The 13495-nt window shown below is 66.2% G+C and carries 15 protein-coding genes; 14 read left to right on the plus strand and 1 reads right to left on the minus strand.

The features are described from left to right. Window positions 1–65: 65 nt before the first annotated feature. The 3 genes from FHW97_RS02075 to FHW97_RS02085 all read left to right on the plus strand — a co-directional run bounded on the left by FHW97_RS02075 (window position 66) and on the right by FHW97_RS02085 (window position 2913). Window positions 66–1247 (plus strand): acyl-CoA dehydrogenase, encoded by a 1182-nt coding sequence (locus tag FHW97_RS02075; RefSeq protein ID WP_171794335.1) that lies wholly within the window; start codon window positions 66–68, stop codon window positions 1245–1247. Continuing rightward, window positions 1244–2437 carry a CaiB/BaiF CoA-transferase family protein gene (locus FHW97_RS02080; RefSeq protein ID WP_171797862.1) on the plus strand — a complete coding sequence of 398 codons (1194 nt, stop codon included), beginning with the start codon at window positions 1244–1246 and terminating at the stop codon, window positions 2435–2437. Before FHW97_RS02075 ends, FHW97_RS02080 begins: the two co-directional genes overlap by 4 nt. 71 nt (window positions 2438–2508) lie before the next feature. Then, window positions 2509–2913 (plus strand): hypothetical protein, encoded by a 405-nt coding sequence (locus FHW97_RS02085; RefSeq protein ID WP_148291613.1) that lies wholly within the window; start codon window positions 2509–2511, stop codon window positions 2911–2913. Here FHW97_RS02085 and FHW97_RS02090 read toward each other — a convergent pair. Continuing rightward, window positions 2905–3873 (minus strand): glutaminase, encoded by a 969-nt coding sequence (locus FHW97_RS02090; RefSeq protein ID WP_171797863.1) that lies wholly within the window; start codon window positions 3871–3873, stop codon window positions 2905–2907. The two genes, FHW97_RS02085 and FHW97_RS02090, sit on opposite strands and share 9 nt — an antisense overlap. A gap of 98 nt (window positions 3874–3971) precedes the next feature. On the opposite strand from FHW97_RS02090, the gene FHW97_RS02095 reads away from it, so the two are divergent. The 11 genes from FHW97_RS02095 (at window position 3972) to FHW97_RS02145 (ending at window position 13412) form a co-directional block, all read left to right on the plus strand. Beyond that, window positions 3972–4826 (plus strand): rhodanese-related sulfurtransferase, encoded by an 855-nt coding sequence (locus FHW97_RS02095; RefSeq protein WP_171797864.1) that lies wholly within the window; start codon window positions 3972–3974, stop codon window positions 4824–4826. Between the two features lie 81 nt (window positions 4827–4907). Next, on the plus strand, window positions 4908–5717 hold the full coding sequence (locus tag FHW97_RS02100; RefSeq protein ID WP_107715939.1) for an IclR family transcriptional regulator: 810 nt from the start codon (window positions 4908–4910) through the stop codon (window positions 5715–5717). A 105-nt stretch (window positions 5718–5822) separates the two neighbouring features. Then, entirely contained in the window at window positions 5823–6827 is a 1005-nt protein-coding gene (locus FHW97_RS02105) for an aldo/keto reductase (protein WP_168351593.1), read from the plus strand. Continuing rightward, window positions 6824–7648, plus strand: a complete 825-nt coding sequence (locus tag FHW97_RS02110; protein ID WP_171797865.1) for an amidohydrolase — start codon at window positions 6824–6826, stop codon at window positions 7646–7648. Before FHW97_RS02105 ends, FHW97_RS02110 begins: the two co-directional genes overlap by 4 nt. Beyond that, window positions 7629–7955, plus strand: a complete 327-nt coding sequence (locus tag FHW97_RS02115; protein ID WP_022674976.1) for a UxaA family hydrolase — start codon at window positions 7629–7631, stop codon at window positions 7953–7955. The genes FHW97_RS02110 and FHW97_RS02115 overlap by 20 nt, the downstream gene beginning before the upstream one ends. Beyond that, window positions 7955–9181, plus strand: coding sequence for a UxaA family hydrolase (locus FHW97_RS02120; protein WP_169041981.1), 1227 nt, complete (start codon window positions 7955–7957; stop codon window positions 9179–9181). Before FHW97_RS02115 ends, FHW97_RS02120 begins: the two co-directional genes overlap by 1 nt. Then, window positions 9178–9921, plus strand: coding sequence for an SDR family oxidoreductase (locus tag FHW97_RS02125; protein ID WP_171797866.1), 744 nt, complete (start codon window positions 9178–9180; stop codon window positions 9919–9921). Before FHW97_RS02120 ends, FHW97_RS02125 begins: the two co-directional genes overlap by 4 nt. A 60-nt stretch (window positions 9922–9981) precedes the next feature. Continuing rightward, on the plus strand, window positions 9982–11307 hold the full coding sequence (fucP, locus tag FHW97_RS02130; protein WP_171797867.1) for an L-fucose:H+ symporter permease: 1326 nt from the start codon (window positions 9982–9984) through the stop codon (window positions 11305–11307). 1 nt (window position 11308) lies between these two features. Next, window positions 11309–11656 (plus strand): L-rhamnose mutarotase, encoded by a 348-nt coding sequence (locus FHW97_RS02135; protein WP_171797868.1) that lies wholly within the window; start codon window positions 11309–11311, stop codon window positions 11654–11656. Continuing rightward, entirely contained in the window at window positions 11653–12498 is an 846-nt protein-coding gene (locus FHW97_RS02140; protein WP_022674981.1) for a fumarylacetoacetate hydrolase family protein, read from the plus strand. Before FHW97_RS02135 ends, FHW97_RS02140 begins: the two co-directional genes overlap by 4 nt. A 176-nt stretch (window positions 12499–12674) precedes the next feature. Continuing rightward, on the plus strand, window positions 12675–13412 hold the full coding sequence (locus FHW97_RS02145) for a GntR family transcriptional regulator (protein ID WP_028657496.1): 738 nt from the start codon (window positions 12675–12677) through the stop codon (window positions 13410–13412). The last annotated feature ends 83 nt before the right edge of the window (window positions 13413–13495 follow it).

The raw sequence follows: 13495 nt of genomic DNA on the forward strand, positions 1-13495 counted from the left end.
ACCGCATCTAAGGCTGTTGATGCGATCGACCGGCCCTGTCAACCTTGCGCGCAAGGAGAGCGCGCATGGCCAAGGTTCGTTTCGATTGGGAAGATGCCCTGGGGCTGGACAGCCAGTTGACCACAGACGAGCGGATGGTGCGCGATGCCGCGCGCGCCTTTGCCCAGGACCGGCTGCAACCGCGCGTGATCGATGCCTTTGCCGCCGAAACCACCGATCCAGAGATCTTTGCCGAAATGGGCGCGCAGGGCCTGTTGGGCGTGACGCTGCCCGAACGGTTTGGCGGGGCGGGGGCCTCGTATGTCGCCTACGGCCTGGCCGCGCGCGAAGTGGAGCGGGTCGATTCCGGCTATCGTTCGATGATGAGCGTGCAGTCGAGCCTGGTGATCCACCCGATCCATGCCTATGGCTCTGACGCGCAACGGGAAAAGTATCTGCCTCGGCTGGCCAGCGGCGCGGCCATCGGCTGTTTTGGCCTGACCGAGCCCGATGCCGGATCAGACCCGGCCGGCATGCGCACCCGCGCGCAGAAGGTCGATGGTGGCTATCTGCTGAGCGGCACCAAGACGTGGATTTCAAACGCGCCGATTGCCGATGTCTTCGTGATCTGGGCCAAGAGCGATGCCCACGGCGGCGCCATTCGCGGTTTCGTGCTGGAAAAGGGCATGCCCGGCCTTTCGGCGCCCAAGATCGGCGGCAAGCTGTCGCTGCGCGCCTCGGTCACCGGGCAAGTGGTGATGGACCAGGTCTTGGTGCCCGAAGAGGCGTTGCTGCCGGGGGTGGAGGGGCTGAAAGGCCCGTTCGGCTGCCTCAACCGCGCGCGCTATGGCATTGCCTGGGGGGCGATGGGCGCGGCCGAGTTCTGCTTTGCCGCCGCGCGGCAATATGGGCTGGACCGGCACCAGTTCGGCCGCCCCCTGGCCGCCACGCAGCTCTATCAGAAAAAGCTGGCCGACATGCTCACCGAAATCACCCTGGGTGTTCAGGCCGTGCTGCGGCTGGGCCGCATGCTGGATGAAGACGGCGCTGCGCCCGAAGTGATCTCGATCCTCAAGCGTAACAACGTGGGCAAGGCGCTCGATATCGCCCGCATGGCGCGCGACATGCACGGGGGCAACGGTATTTCCGGGGAATACCAGGTGATCCGCCACATGCTGAACCTGGAAACGGTCAATACCTATGAAGGTACGCACGATGTGCATGCGCTGATCCTGGGCCGGGCGATTACCGGGATCGCGGCGTTTTGACCGGCGCGGCCGCTGCGGCGCCGCCGCTCGCCGGCCTGCGCGTGATCGAATTCGCGCGCGTGCTGGCCGGGCCCTGGGCGGGGCAGATCCTGGCAGACCTGGGCGCAGAGGTGATCAAGGTGGAAAGCGCAGGCGGTGATGATACCCGCGCCTGGGGGCCGCCGTTCATCGCCAATCCCGATGGCAGCCAGGATGCGGCCTATTTCCACGCCACCAACCGCGGCAAGCGTTCGCTGGTGCTGGACCTTGCCACCGCGGCGGGGCAGGCGCAGGCCCGCGCGCTGGTGGCCGATGCCGATGTGGTGATCGAGAATTTCAAGCTGGGCGGCATGGCGCGGTTCGGGCTGGATTATGCCAGCCTGGCCGCGCACAATCCGGGGCTGGTCTATTGCGCGATCACCGGGTTTGGCCAGGACGGGCCCTATGCCGCGCGCGCCGGCTATGATTTCATCGTCCAGGGCATGAGCGGGATCATGGACCTGACCGGCGCGCCCGATGGCCCGCCGCAAAAGATCGGCGTGGCGTTTGCCGATATCATGACCGGCCTTTATGCCGTGATCGCCATCCAGGCCGCGCTGGCAGAGCGCGCGCGATCCGGGCGCGGGCAGATGATCGACATGGCGCTGATGGACGTGATGACCGGGGTTCTGGCCAACCAGGCGATGAATTATCTGGCCTCGGGCGTGGCGCCGGTGCGCATGGGCAATGCCCATCCCAACATCGTGCCCTATGCGGTCTTTCCGGCCGCCGATGGCTGGCTGATCCTGGCGGTGGGCAACGATGGGCAGTTTGCCCGCCTTTGCGCGGTGCTGGGCCTGGCTATGCAGCCGGGCTGGGCCAACAACCCTGGCCGGCTGGCCGATCGCGCTGCGCTCACCGCCGCGATCGAGGCGGCGACAGTCACGTGGGCGCGCGATGATCTGCTGGCCGCCCTGGAGCGCCAAGGCGTGCCGGCCGGGCCGATCAACACCGTGGCGCAGGCCTTTGCCGATCCGCAGGTGCGCCATCGCGGGCTGGAACTGGCCATGCCGCGGGGCGAGGGCGATGTGGTACCCGGCGTTGCCCTGCCGATCCGCTTTTCCCGCTCGGCACTGGCCACCCCGCACCCGTCACCGCAGTTGGGCGAGATGAACCGCAACCATCCGCCGGGCGGTTCCCTCGTGCGGCAAAATGCCGGGCCAAGTGATTGACAGCTGGCGCTATTACCGCCGATTCTGCGGCGCACAGGGATAGCGCGGGGGCGCAAGAGCATGGGGTTGCGATGACACGATATGGAATGGGTGCGGCGCTGGCTTTGGCGCTGCTGGCATGCCCGGCACTGGCACAGGCCAAGGGGCTGGGGGTTGAGGCCACTGGTGGCAAGGCCGATGGGCAATGGGGCGCCGAACTGGGCGCGAGCTACAGCATGGGCTTTGGCCCGTTCACCGTGCGGCCGGTGGTGGGGGCGTTCATTCCCACGCAAGACGGCGCCAGCACCTCGATCTATGCCAAGGGTGAGGCGACCTTCACCATTCCGGCCGTGGCGGAACTGGGGCTGGGCGCGCGCCTGGCGCATGAAAAGGTGCGGGCCTACGCCCTGGCGGCCTTTCCCATTTTGCCCAAGTTCAAGCTGACCCTGCAGGGTGGCGAGCACTATGGCGCTGCGGGCTTGCGCTTTTCATTCTGACCCGCTGCTCTGGCTTTGATCCTGGCCAAGGCCGGGTTCGAAGACCGACCAGCCAGTGTGCTGCACCAGCCGTTCCAGCGCCAGGGTGCCGGCCAGCGAATTGCCGCGCGCGTTGAGACCGGGGGACCAGACGGCAATGCTGGCCACCCCCGGCGCGATTGCCAGGATGCCGCCGCCTACGCCCGATTTTCCGGGCAGACCGGTGCGAAATGCGAATTCGCCCGATCCGTCATAGTGCCCGCAGGTAAGCATCAGGGCATTGATGCGCCGCGCGCGCTGGGGTGACACCACGCTGCGCCCGGTATCGGGATTGCGGCCCCGCGCCATGAGATAGCGCCCGGCCATGGCCAGCTGGCGGCAGTTCATCGCCAGGGCGCACTGGTGGAAATAGAGGCCCAGCACCTTTTCCACCGGGTGGTGGATGTTGCCGAAGGCGCGCATGTAATTGGCCAGGGCCATGTTGCGATAGCCGGTTTCCTGCTCGCCGCGCGCCACCTCTTCATCCACCACGATGCTGTCATCCCCGGCGAGCGCGCGCACGAAGCGCAGCAGCTCTCCTATCGCCTCGCGCGGTTCATAGCGGCCGAGCAGGATATCACTGACCACGATGGCCCCGGCATTGATGAACGGGTTGCGCGGGATGCCGTGCTCGCTTTCGAGCTGGACGATCGAGTTGAACGCGCTGCCCGAAGGCTCGCGCCCCACCCGTTGCCACAGCGCATCGCCCACCGCGCCCAGCGCCATGGTCAGGGCGAAGACCTTGGAAATACTCTGGATCGAAAAGGCTTCCTGCGCGTCGCCGGCCATGTGGCAGGTGCCATCGGCCATGACCACGGCGATGCCGAAGCGATCGGCCGGAACCGTCGCCAGCGCCGGGATATAGTCGGCCACCGTGCCCTTTTCGGGGTGGTTGCGCATTTCGGCGGCAATCTCGTGCACGATGGCGCCCAGGTCGGGCATGGCAATCTCCCTTTGGCAGCCTCCCTTTCACACCAGGCGGGGCCAGGGCAAGTGCGGGATAGCCAGCGCCCTGCTTAAGGGTTTATGGGGGCGTCGCCATGGACCCGATCACTGTTGCCGCGCTCTATCAGTTTGCCCCCTTTGCCGATCCGGCCGCGCTGCGCGCGCCGCTGCTGCAACTGTGCGATGAACAGGGCGTCAAAGGCACGCTGCTGCTGGCGGGCGAGGGGATCAACGGCACGATCGCCGGCAGCGCGGCGGGGATCGCGGCCGTGGTGGCGCATGTGCGCAGCCTGCCCCACTGCGCCGGGCTCGACGTGAAGTATTCCACCGCCGCGACGATGCCGTTTGCCCGCATGAAAGTGCGCCTCAAGCGCGAGATCGTGACCATGGGCGTCGATGGGATCGATCCGCTGGCCAGCGTTGGCACCTATATCGATCCGCACGACTGGAACGCGCTGATCAGCGATCCCGACACTATCGTGATCGACACGCGCAACGATTACGAAGTAGCGGTGGGCACCTTTGCCGGGGCGATCGATCCGCAAACGCGCAGTTTCCGAGAGTTTCCGGCCTGGTTTCGCCAACAGCGCGACGCCTTGCTGGGTGAAGGACGCCAGCCGCGCGTGGCGATGTTCTGCACCGGCGGCATCCGCTGCGAGAAATCCACCGCCTTTCTCAAGGGCGAAGGGGTGGATGCGGTCTATCACCTGAAGGGCGGCATCCTCAATTACCTGGAACAGGTGCCCGAGACAGAAAGCCGGTGGCAGGGCGAATGCTTCGTGTTCGACGAGCGCGTGGCGATCGGCCATGGTCTCAAGCCGGGCAGCCATGTGCTGTGCGGGCCGTGCGGCCGGCCGGTCGATGCGGCGGGCCAGCAATCGCCACTTTATCGTGCGGGCGTGTCGTGCCCGGCATGCCATGGCGAAGGCAGCGGCGACGCCGACGCCTGAGTGTGGCTGCGCCCCTTGCCGAGCCGTGCCGCCAGGCGATAGCATCGCATGATACCGCAACAGGGCTGAGGATCTTTCCAGTTGAATGACATTCCGGACATGCCGCAGGGCGACGATGAAGGCCGTGGCACCGGCAACCGCTATCGCGCGCCGGCGCTGGAAAAGGGGCTCGACGTGATCGAGTTGCTGGTCAATTCCGGCCGGGCGATGACCATGACCGAAATCTGCCAGCGCCTGGGCCGCTCGCAGGGGGAAATGTTCCGCATGGTGCAGGTGCTGCAGGCGCGCGGCTTTGTCGAACAGGACGGCGCCAACGACGGCTATTACCTGACCGATCTGTTGTTCACCATGGCGATGCGCCAGCCGCCCACGCAGAACCTGGTCGAAGTGGCGCTGCCGCGCATGCGCCAGCTGGCGATGGATATTGGCCAGTCGTGCCATCTGGTGTTCCACACCCGGGGTGAGATCGTGGTGGTGGCGCGCATGGAATCGAACGAGCAGATCGGCTTTTCGGTGCGCATCGGCCACCGCCTGGCGCTGCACCGGTCGGTATCGGGCGTGGTGCTGTTCGGCCACCAGCCGGCCGATATCCAGCAGGCCTGGCTGGCACAGCTTTCCCCTGCAACCGATCGCGGCGAGATTGCCGCGTTCGTCAAGGCCGCCAAGGCCGCCGCCGCCCAAGGGCACGCGCAGGCGCAAAGCACGTTCGTGAACGGCATCAGCGACATTTCCGCCCCGATCATGCGCGGTGATCGCGCGGCGGCGGCGCTGACCGTGCCGTTCATCCACCATGGCAATCTGCAAAAGACCATGGACGAGGCGACCGGCCACCTGGTGGAAACCGCGCGACAGATATCCGAGCTGCTGTCCACCGCCGACAGCCGGGTGTGAACGCGAGGCGGGCGGTGAACATCGCCCTTGCAAATATGAAAGCTATTTTTGTATGTGAGAGGAACGAGCTGGCCACCATGGCGCGGCGGTGGGAGTTTGGGCGGGATGCTGGGATTTGGCGGCGCAGCGCTGGGCAATCTCTATCGCGCCATCCCCGATGACCAGGCGCGCGCGACGCTGGCTGCGGCATGGGATGGCGGCATCCGCCTGTTCGACACCGCGCCCTATTATGGCCTGGGCCTTTCCGAACAGCGACTGGGCGGGTTTCTGCGCGGCAAGCCGCGCGCCGACTATGTGATATCGACCAAGGTCGGCCGCCTGCTGGAATACGATGCCTCGCTGGAAGGCGCGGCCGAACGCCATGGCTTTGCCGACCCGCTGCCCTACCGCGTGCGGTTCGATTATTCCTATGACGGGGTGATGCGCGCCTTTGAAAACAGCCTTGATCGGCTGGGGCTGGACCGCATCGATATCCTGCTGGTGCACGATATTGGCGAAGTGACCCACGGCGAAGACGCCGCCCGCCATTTTCGCGACCTGGCCGAGGGTGGCTATCGCGCGCTGGCGCAGCTGCGCGAGGCAGGCGTGGTGGGCGCAATCGGGCTGGGCGTGAACGAGTGGGACGTGTGCCTGGCGGCCATGGCGATCGGGCGCTGGGACCGTTTCCTGCTGGCCGGCCGCTATACCCTGCTGGAGCAGGAGGCGCTGCATACCTTCCTGCCGCAATGCCTGGATCATGGCGCCAAAGTGCTGCTGGGTGGGGTGTTCAACAGCGGCATCCTGGCTAGCGGCACGCGTGGCCCTGGCCCGTTCTATTACAACTATGCCCCCGCGCCGGCCGCCGTGGTGGACCGCGTGGCGCGGATCGAGGCGGTCTGTGAGGCTCACGGGGTGAGCCTGGCGGCTGCCGCGCTGGCCTTTCCCCAGGCGCATCCGGCGGTGGCCGCCGTGCTGCCGGGCCTGGCCAGCGCCGCCGAGGTGCACAGCGCCCTTGCCCTGGCGGCAACGCCGATCCCGCCGGCGCTGTGGGCCGACCTGGTGGCGCAAGGGCTGCTCGATCCCGCAGCACCAGTGCCAGTTGCCGAACGTGGGCAGGGCGCCCTGGCATGATCCTGGATGGCCACCAGCATTTCTGGGCACTGGCCAATCCGTTTGCCGATTGGCCCACGGCCGATCTCGCGCCGATTCATCGCGATTTTCTGCCGAGCGATTTTCCTGCAGACGCAGCGGTTTGGGGCACCATACTTGTGCAAGCCGCGCCCGATCGCGCCGAAACCGCGTGGCTGCTGCGCCTGGCGCAGGATCATCCGCTGGTGCGCGGCGTGGTCGGCTGGGCCGATCTCTCCGCGCCCGATGCGCCCGTCCAGATTGCCGCTTTGGCGCAGGAACCGCTGCTCAAGGGCTTGCGCCCGATGTTGCAGGGGCTCGACGATCCGCGCTGGATCTTGCGCGCCGAGGTGGCCGATGGCCTCGATGCCATGGCCCGGCATGGGCTGTGCCTCGATGCGCTGGTGCGGGCGCCGCAACTGCCGGTGATCGCCGAACTGGCCGCGCGCCATCCTACCTTGCGCATCGCGCTCGATCATGCGGGCAAGCCGGATATTGCTGGGAACGGCCACGCCACGTGGGCGCGCGATCTGGCCGCGCTGTCTGGCCATGGCAATGTCTGGTGCAAGCTGTCTGGCCTGTGGACCGAAGCCGGCGGCCAGACCGACGATGCCGCTATCGCCCCCTATGTCGATCAGGTCATGGCCTGCTTTGGCCCGGATCGCGTGATCTGGGGCAGCGATTGGCCGGTGCTGCATCTGGCCGGGGACTATCACGACTGGCTGGCGCAGTGCCGCCGGCTGCTTTCGGGTTTCAATGAAACGGAACAGGCGCAGGTTTTCCTGCACAACGGGGTTGGGTTTTATGGTCTCGCCACAAGTTGAGCCGGCGCAGGAAGCGTTCCTGCTGCTGGACCCGGCAGACAATGTGCTGGTGTGTATTCGCGATGCCGCGCTGGGCGAGATCGTGACGATCGATGGCATGGGGGTGCCGCTGCCCCAGGCCGTGCCGCTGGGCCACAAGATTGCCCGCCATGACCTGGCGGTGGGCGACAAGGTGCTGCGCTATGGCGCGCCGATCGGCAGCATCAAGGCAGCGACCCCGCGCGGCGGCCACGTTCATTCCCACAACCTGGCGAGCGATTACATTCCCGCCCATGGCCGCGATGCCAGCACGAAAGGCAGCAAGTGATGCAGCATCACCCCATCCAGGGTTTCCTGCGTGCCGATGGGCGCAAGGGCGTGCGCAATGTCGTGCTGGTCGCCTATCTGGTGGAATGCGCGCACCATGTGGCGCGGCGCATCGTCAGCGCGATCGACGATCCCGATGTGCAACTGGCCGGCTTTCCCGGCTGCTATCCCAACAGCTATGCCGCGCAGATGATGGCGGCGATTGCCACCCACCCCAATGTGGGCGGCGTGCTGGTGATTTCGCTGGGCTGCGAAGGCTTTGACCGCCAGACCCTGGCTGCGCAGGTCGCGGCCAGCGGCCGGCCGGTGGAAACCGTGGTGATCCAGCAGGCCGGCGGGACCCGCGCCACGATCGATGCCGGCCGGGAAGCGGTCGCCCGCCTGCGCGCCGCGGCCGAACAGGCCCCGCGCGTGCCGATGGCCGTGTCGGAACTGGTGGTCGGCACGATCTGCGGCGGGTCTGACGGCACCAGCGGCATCACTGCCAATCCGGCGGTAGGCCGCTGTTTCGATATGCTGGTGGCCGAGGGTGCCACCTGCATCTTCGAGGAAACCGGCGAGCTGATCGGCTGCGAGCAGGTCATGGCCGCGCGCGCGGTGACGCCGGAACTGGGTGACGAGATCGAGGCCTGCGTGGCCAAGGCCGCCCGCTATTATGCCACGCTGGGCTATGGCAGCTTTGCCCCCGGCAATGCCGATGGCGGGCTGACCACCCAGGAGGAAAAGTCGCTCGGCGCCTATTCCAAGTCGGGCGCCTCGCCCATTTCCGGGCTGATCCGCCCGGGCGAGCGGACCGGCGGGCCGGGGCTTTACCTTATGGACGTTGTGCCCGATGGCGAGGTGCGCTTTGGCTTTCCCAACATTTCCGACAATGCCGAAATCGTCGAGATGATCGCCTCGGGCTGCCACCTGATCCTGTTCACCACCGGGCGCGGTTCGGTGGTGGGATCGGCGGTTTCCCCGGTGATCAAGGTTTGCGCCAATCCCGAAACCTATGCCCGCCTGGCCGAAGACATGGACGTGGACGCCGGGCGCATCCTGCATGGCAAGGCCACGCTGGACGAGGTGGGCACCGAGATCTTTGATCAGGTGGTGGCCGTCGCTGCCGGGGCGCAGACCCGATCAGAAGCGCTGGGCCACCAGGAATTCATTCTCACCTACAAGCAATTCGAGCCGAGCGGTCCGGGATGCCTGCCGCTGGCCCACCGTGCAGGAGCCCTGACATGACGCATCACCCGTTCGACCTTACCGGCAAGCGCGCGATCGTGACTGGCGCGGGCCAGGGGATCGGCCGCGCCAGTGCCGAAGCCTTTCGCGATGCCGGGGCAGATGTGCTGGCACTCGATCGCAATCCTGCCGCGCTGGAAGGGCTGCCCGGCTGCCGCACCGCCGTGCTCGACGTGACCGATGCCGCCGCCATCACCGCGCTTACCGCGCAGGAAGACGGCTTTGACATCGTGTTCAACTGCGCCGGCGTGGTGCACGGTGGCACGATCCTGGACTGCAGCGACGAGGACTGGGCCTTTGCCTTTGATCTCAACGTCACGGCGATGTTCCGCCTGATCCGCGCGCTGCTGCCTGGCATGATCGCGCGCGGTGGCGGGTCGATCATCAACATGGCCTCTGTCGCCGGATCGGTGATCGGCGTGCCCAATCGCTTTGCCTATGGCGCCAGCAAGGCGGCGGTGGTCGGGCTGACCAAGGCGGTGGCCGCCGATTTCGTGCAGCAGGGCATCCGCTGCAACGCGATTTGCCCGGGCACCGTGCATTCCCCCTCGCTGGAACAGCGCCTTGCCGCCACCGGCGATTTCGATGCTGCCATGGCCGCGTTCAAGGCGCGCCAGCCGATGGGACGCATTGGCGATCCGGCTGAAATCGCCGCGCTCGCGCTCTACCTCGCCAGCGATGCCGCTGCCTTTACCACCGGCCAGTGCCAAATCATCGATGGCGGCTGGGCCAACAGCTGATCGCCCGCAGCGACGCTGCCGCCCCCTGCAAACCAGAACATAATCCAACGAGAGGTTACCATGGCCCCGATCACCATCGGCTTGAGCGAGCAGGAAGAAAGTGGCCCTGCCGACCGTGCATCTGCGGACACCCAGCGCGCACTGCCCCTGGTGGCACGCGGCGCGCGGGTGGCCTTTGCCGTGGTCTGCTCGATGTTTTTCCTCTGGGCCCTGGCTAACAATTTCAACGATATCCTGATCAAGCAGTTTCAAAAGGCGCTCGATCTCACGCGGATGCAGTCAGGCCTGGTGCAGACCGCGTTCTATTTCGGCTATTTCACCTTTGCCCTGCCGGCGGGGTGGGTGATGAACCGCGTGGGCTATCGCAACGGGCTGTTGATCGGGCTGGTGCTCTATGCCCTGGGCGCGCTGCTGTTCTGGCCGGCCGCGCATGTCCAGGCGTTCGGCTTTTTCCTGGGCGCGCTCTATATCATTGCAGCCGGCCTGGCTTTCCTGGAAACGGCGGCTAATCCGTTGATCACGGTGATGGGGCCGGCCAGCACGGCGGCACGGCGGCTCAATCTGGCGCAAAGTTTCAACGGGCTGGGTGCGTTCGTGGCGCCGTTCGTGGGCGGGGCGCTGATCTTTTCGGGGGTGGAGCGCACGCCGGCGCAGTTGGCGGCAATGGCCCCGGCGCAAGTGGCGGCCTATCGCACCCAAGAAGCGTTGGCGGTGCAACTGCCCTACCTTGGCCTTGGCCTGCTGGTGCTGTTCCTGGCGCTGGTGGTGCGGCTGACGCGGTTTCCCGCTGTGGACGAGCCGGCGCAGGGGGAGGGCGGCAGCCTTGCCGCCGCGCCCTTGCTGCGCAAGGCGGTGGTCGCGCAATTCTTTTACGTGGGCGCGCAGGTTTCGATCTGGAGCTATTTCATCAACTTTGCCCAGGATGCCACGCGCATCGGCGAAATGCAGGCGGCGCATCTGCTGGGCTATAGCCTGATGGCGTTCATGGCCGGGCGCTTTGCCGGCACCGCGCTGATGAAGCGGGTGCCGCCGGTGCGGCTGCTCACGCTGTTTGCGGTGATCGCGGCGGGGCTGTGTGCCGTGGCTATCATGGCGAGCGGGTGGACGGCGGTGATCGCGCTGGGGCTCTCGAGCTTCTTCATGTCGATCATGTTTCCCACGATCTTTGCCCTGGGGGTCTCTGGCCTGGGCAGCAAGACCAAGCTGGGTTCCTCGCTATTGATCATGGCGATCATTGGCGGGGCGGTGTTCCCGCCGCTGGTCGGGCTGATCGGCGATCATCTCCATTCGCTCAAGACCGGCATGGTCGTGCCGCTGGCCAGCTTCCTGGTGGTGGCATGGTTTGGCACACAGGCGGCCCGCGCCGTGGCACAGGAAAGAGGCTGACATGCGCGAGGTTTTCCTGCTCGACCTGGCAGACGCAGGTGTGGCCGCCGCCTATGATGCCTGGCACCAGCCGGGCCGCGTGCCGGCTGGCGTGCTTTCCGACATTGTCGGATCGGGCGTGCGCGTGATGGAAATCTATCGCGTGGTCGATCGCCTGGTGATGATTACCGAAACCACCGGCGATGCCCCCGCCACAGATCGCGTAGCCAGCGCTGACTCACATGCGTGGGAGCGCACCATGGACCCGTTGCAAAAGCCGCTGGACGCCGCCCCGCCAGGGGTGAAATGGTTGGCGGCCCATCGCATTTTCAATCTGGCCGATCATCTAGACACAAAGGACCAAGCATGAAGTTGCTGCGTTTTGGAAACCCGGGGGCAGAACGCCCCGGCCTGCTCGATGCCCAGGGAGTGGTGCGTGACCTGTCCGGCGTAGTCGCCGACATTGCCGGCGATACGCTCTCGCCCGCCGTGCTCGACCAGTTGCGCGCGATCGATCCCGCTACGCTGCCGGCGGTGGAGCAGCCTGGCCGCCTGGGGCCGTGCGTGGCCGGCGTGGGCAAGTTCGTGTGCATCGGCCTCAACTATTCCGACCATGCCGCCGAAACCGGCGCTACCGTGCCGCCCGAGCCGGTCGCGTTCATGAAGGCGACCAGCGCGATCTGCGGGCCGAACGATCCGGTTATCAAGCCGCGCGGCAGCACCAAGCTCGATTGGGAAGTGGAACTGGCGTTCGTGGTGGGCAGCCATGTCAGCTATGCCGACGAGGACACCGCACGCGCCGCGATCGCCGGCTATTTCGTGTGCCACGACGTGTCGGAACGGGCATTTCAGATCGAGCGCCACGGCCAGTGGATGAAGGGCAAGGGCTGCGACAGCTTTGGCCCGATCGGCCCGTGGCTGGTGACCGCCGATGAAGTGGGCGATCCTGGCGAACTGGCGATGTGGCTCGAAGTCAACGGCAAGCGCTACCAGGACGGATCGACCCGCACCATGGTGTACAAGCCGGCCTTCCTGCTCAGCTACATGTCGCAGTTCATGAGCTTCCAGCCCGGCGATATCATCACCACCGGCACGCCCGCCGGCGTGGGCCTGGGCCTCAACCCGCAGGTGTTCCTCGACGTGGGCGATGTGGTGGAACTGGGCATCGAAAAGCTTGGCACCCAGCGCCAGGTGGTCGTCGCCGCGCCCTGAACCGGGCTGGCGCTTCAATTATGCGCAGCATGCAAGCCGCGCCGGGCCTTTGCGCCTGGCGCGGCTTTTGCGTGGCGGTACGGCCCAATATGTAACCTATGATGCCAGTTGTCTCGAAAGGGTCGGTACTCTAGTCTGGCCGAATAATACGAGCGCGTGGTTTCGAGGCGAACATGATGTCTTTCGTGCAGAGAGTTGGTCGATTGCGCGAAGATCTGCGCGCGCCACTCTATTTGCAGCTTCAGCAATTGGTGCGCCAGGCGATCGAGACCAAGGTCTTGACCCAGGATGACATGATCCCGGCCGAACGGGATCTGGCTCTCGAATATGGCGTGTCGCGCATTACCGTGCGCAAGGCGATCGATGGCTTGGCGCAGGAAGGCCTGGTGGTGCGCCGGCGTGGTTCGGGCACCTATGTGGCCGCGCGCGTGGAAAAGAGCTTTTCCAAGCTCTCGTCGTTTTCCGAAGACATGCTGGCGCGGGGCCGCAAGCCGAGCAGCGAATGGCTGTCGCGCTCGGCCGGGCTGGTCACGCCCGAGGAATCGCTCTCGCTGGGCCTGTCGCCGGGGCGGCAGGTCTATCGCTTCCAACGCCTGCGCTTTGCCGATGACGTGCCGATGGCCTTCGAAACCTCGACCATTGCCGCCGATTGCCTGGCCGGGATCGATGCCGTCAAGGATTCGCTCTATGCCGCGCTGGAAGCCGAGGGCAACCGCCCGGTGCGCGCGCTGCAACGGCTGCGCGCGATGCCGTTTCCCGGGGAGCAGGCGCGGCGCCTGGGGGTGGAAACCGGCCACGCCGGCCTGCTGATCGAGCGGCGCGGGTTCCTGGGCGATGGACGCGCGGTGGAATATACCCAGTCCTATTACCGGGGCGATGCCTATGACGTGGTAGCCGAACTCAACGCTGGCTGATCGGCCCCCGGAAAAATCTCCCACAAAAAAGGCCCGCTTCCCTTTCAGGAAGCGGGCCCAATTTTGGGTAGGGCCACGGGAGG

It is taken from the genome of Novosphingobium sp. SG754 (genome assembly GCF_013149315.1).
Taxonomy (GTDB): domain Bacteria; phylum Pseudomonadota; class Alphaproteobacteria; order Sphingomonadales; family Sphingomonadaceae; genus Novosphingobium; species Novosphingobium capsulatum.

Excerpts from the sequence above, each read along its gene's own strand:
- FHW97_RS02075 (WP_171794335.1), top strand. The coding sequence starts at position 66 with ATGGCCAAGGTTCGTTTCGATTGGGAAGATGCCCTGGGGCTGGACAGC.
- FHW97_RS02085 (WP_148291613.1), top strand. The coding sequence starts at position 2,509 with ATGACACGATATGGAATGGGTGCGGCGCTGGCTTTGGCGCTGCTGGCA.
- FHW97_RS02090 (WP_171797863.1), bottom strand. The coding sequence starts at position 3,873 with ATGCCCGACCTGGGCGCCATCGTGCACGAGATTGCCGCCGAAATGCGC.
- FHW97_RS02095 (WP_171797864.1), top strand. The coding sequence starts at position 3,972 with ATGGACCCGATCACTGTTGCCGCGCTCTATCAGTTTGCCCCCTTTGCC.
- FHW97_RS02105 (WP_168351593.1), top strand. The coding sequence starts at position 5,823 with ATGCTGGGATTTGGCGGCGCAGCGCTGGGCAATCTCTATCGCGCCATC.
- FHW97_RS02110 (WP_171797865.1), top strand. The coding sequence starts at position 6,824 with ATGATCCTGGATGGCCACCAGCATTTCTGGGCACTGGCCAATCCGTTT.
- FHW97_RS02115 (WP_022674976.1), top strand. The coding sequence starts at position 7,629 with ATGGTCTCGCCACAAGTTGAGCCGGCGCAGGAAGCGTTCCTGCTGCTG.
- FHW97_RS02120 (WP_169041981.1), top strand. The coding sequence starts at position 7,955 with ATGCAGCATCACCCCATCCAGGGTTTCCTGCGTGCCGATGGGCGCAAG.
- FHW97_RS02125 (WP_171797866.1), top strand. The coding sequence starts at position 9,178 with ATGACGCATCACCCGTTCGACCTTACCGGCAAGCGCGCGATCGTGACT.
- fucP (WP_171797867.1), top strand. The coding sequence starts at position 9,982 with ATGGCCCCGATCACCATCGGCTTGAGCGAGCAGGAAGAAAGTGGCCCT.
- FHW97_RS02135 (WP_171797868.1), top strand. The coding sequence starts at position 11,309 with ATGCGCGAGGTTTTCCTGCTCGACCTGGCAGACGCAGGTGTGGCCGCC.
- FHW97_RS02140 (WP_022674981.1), top strand. The coding sequence starts at position 11,653 with ATGAAGTTGCTGCGTTTTGGAAACCCGGGGGCAGAACGCCCCGGCCTG.
- FHW97_RS02145 (WP_028657496.1), top strand. The coding sequence starts at position 12,675 with ATGTCTTTCGTGCAGAGAGTTGGTCGATTGCGCGAAGATCTGCGCGCG.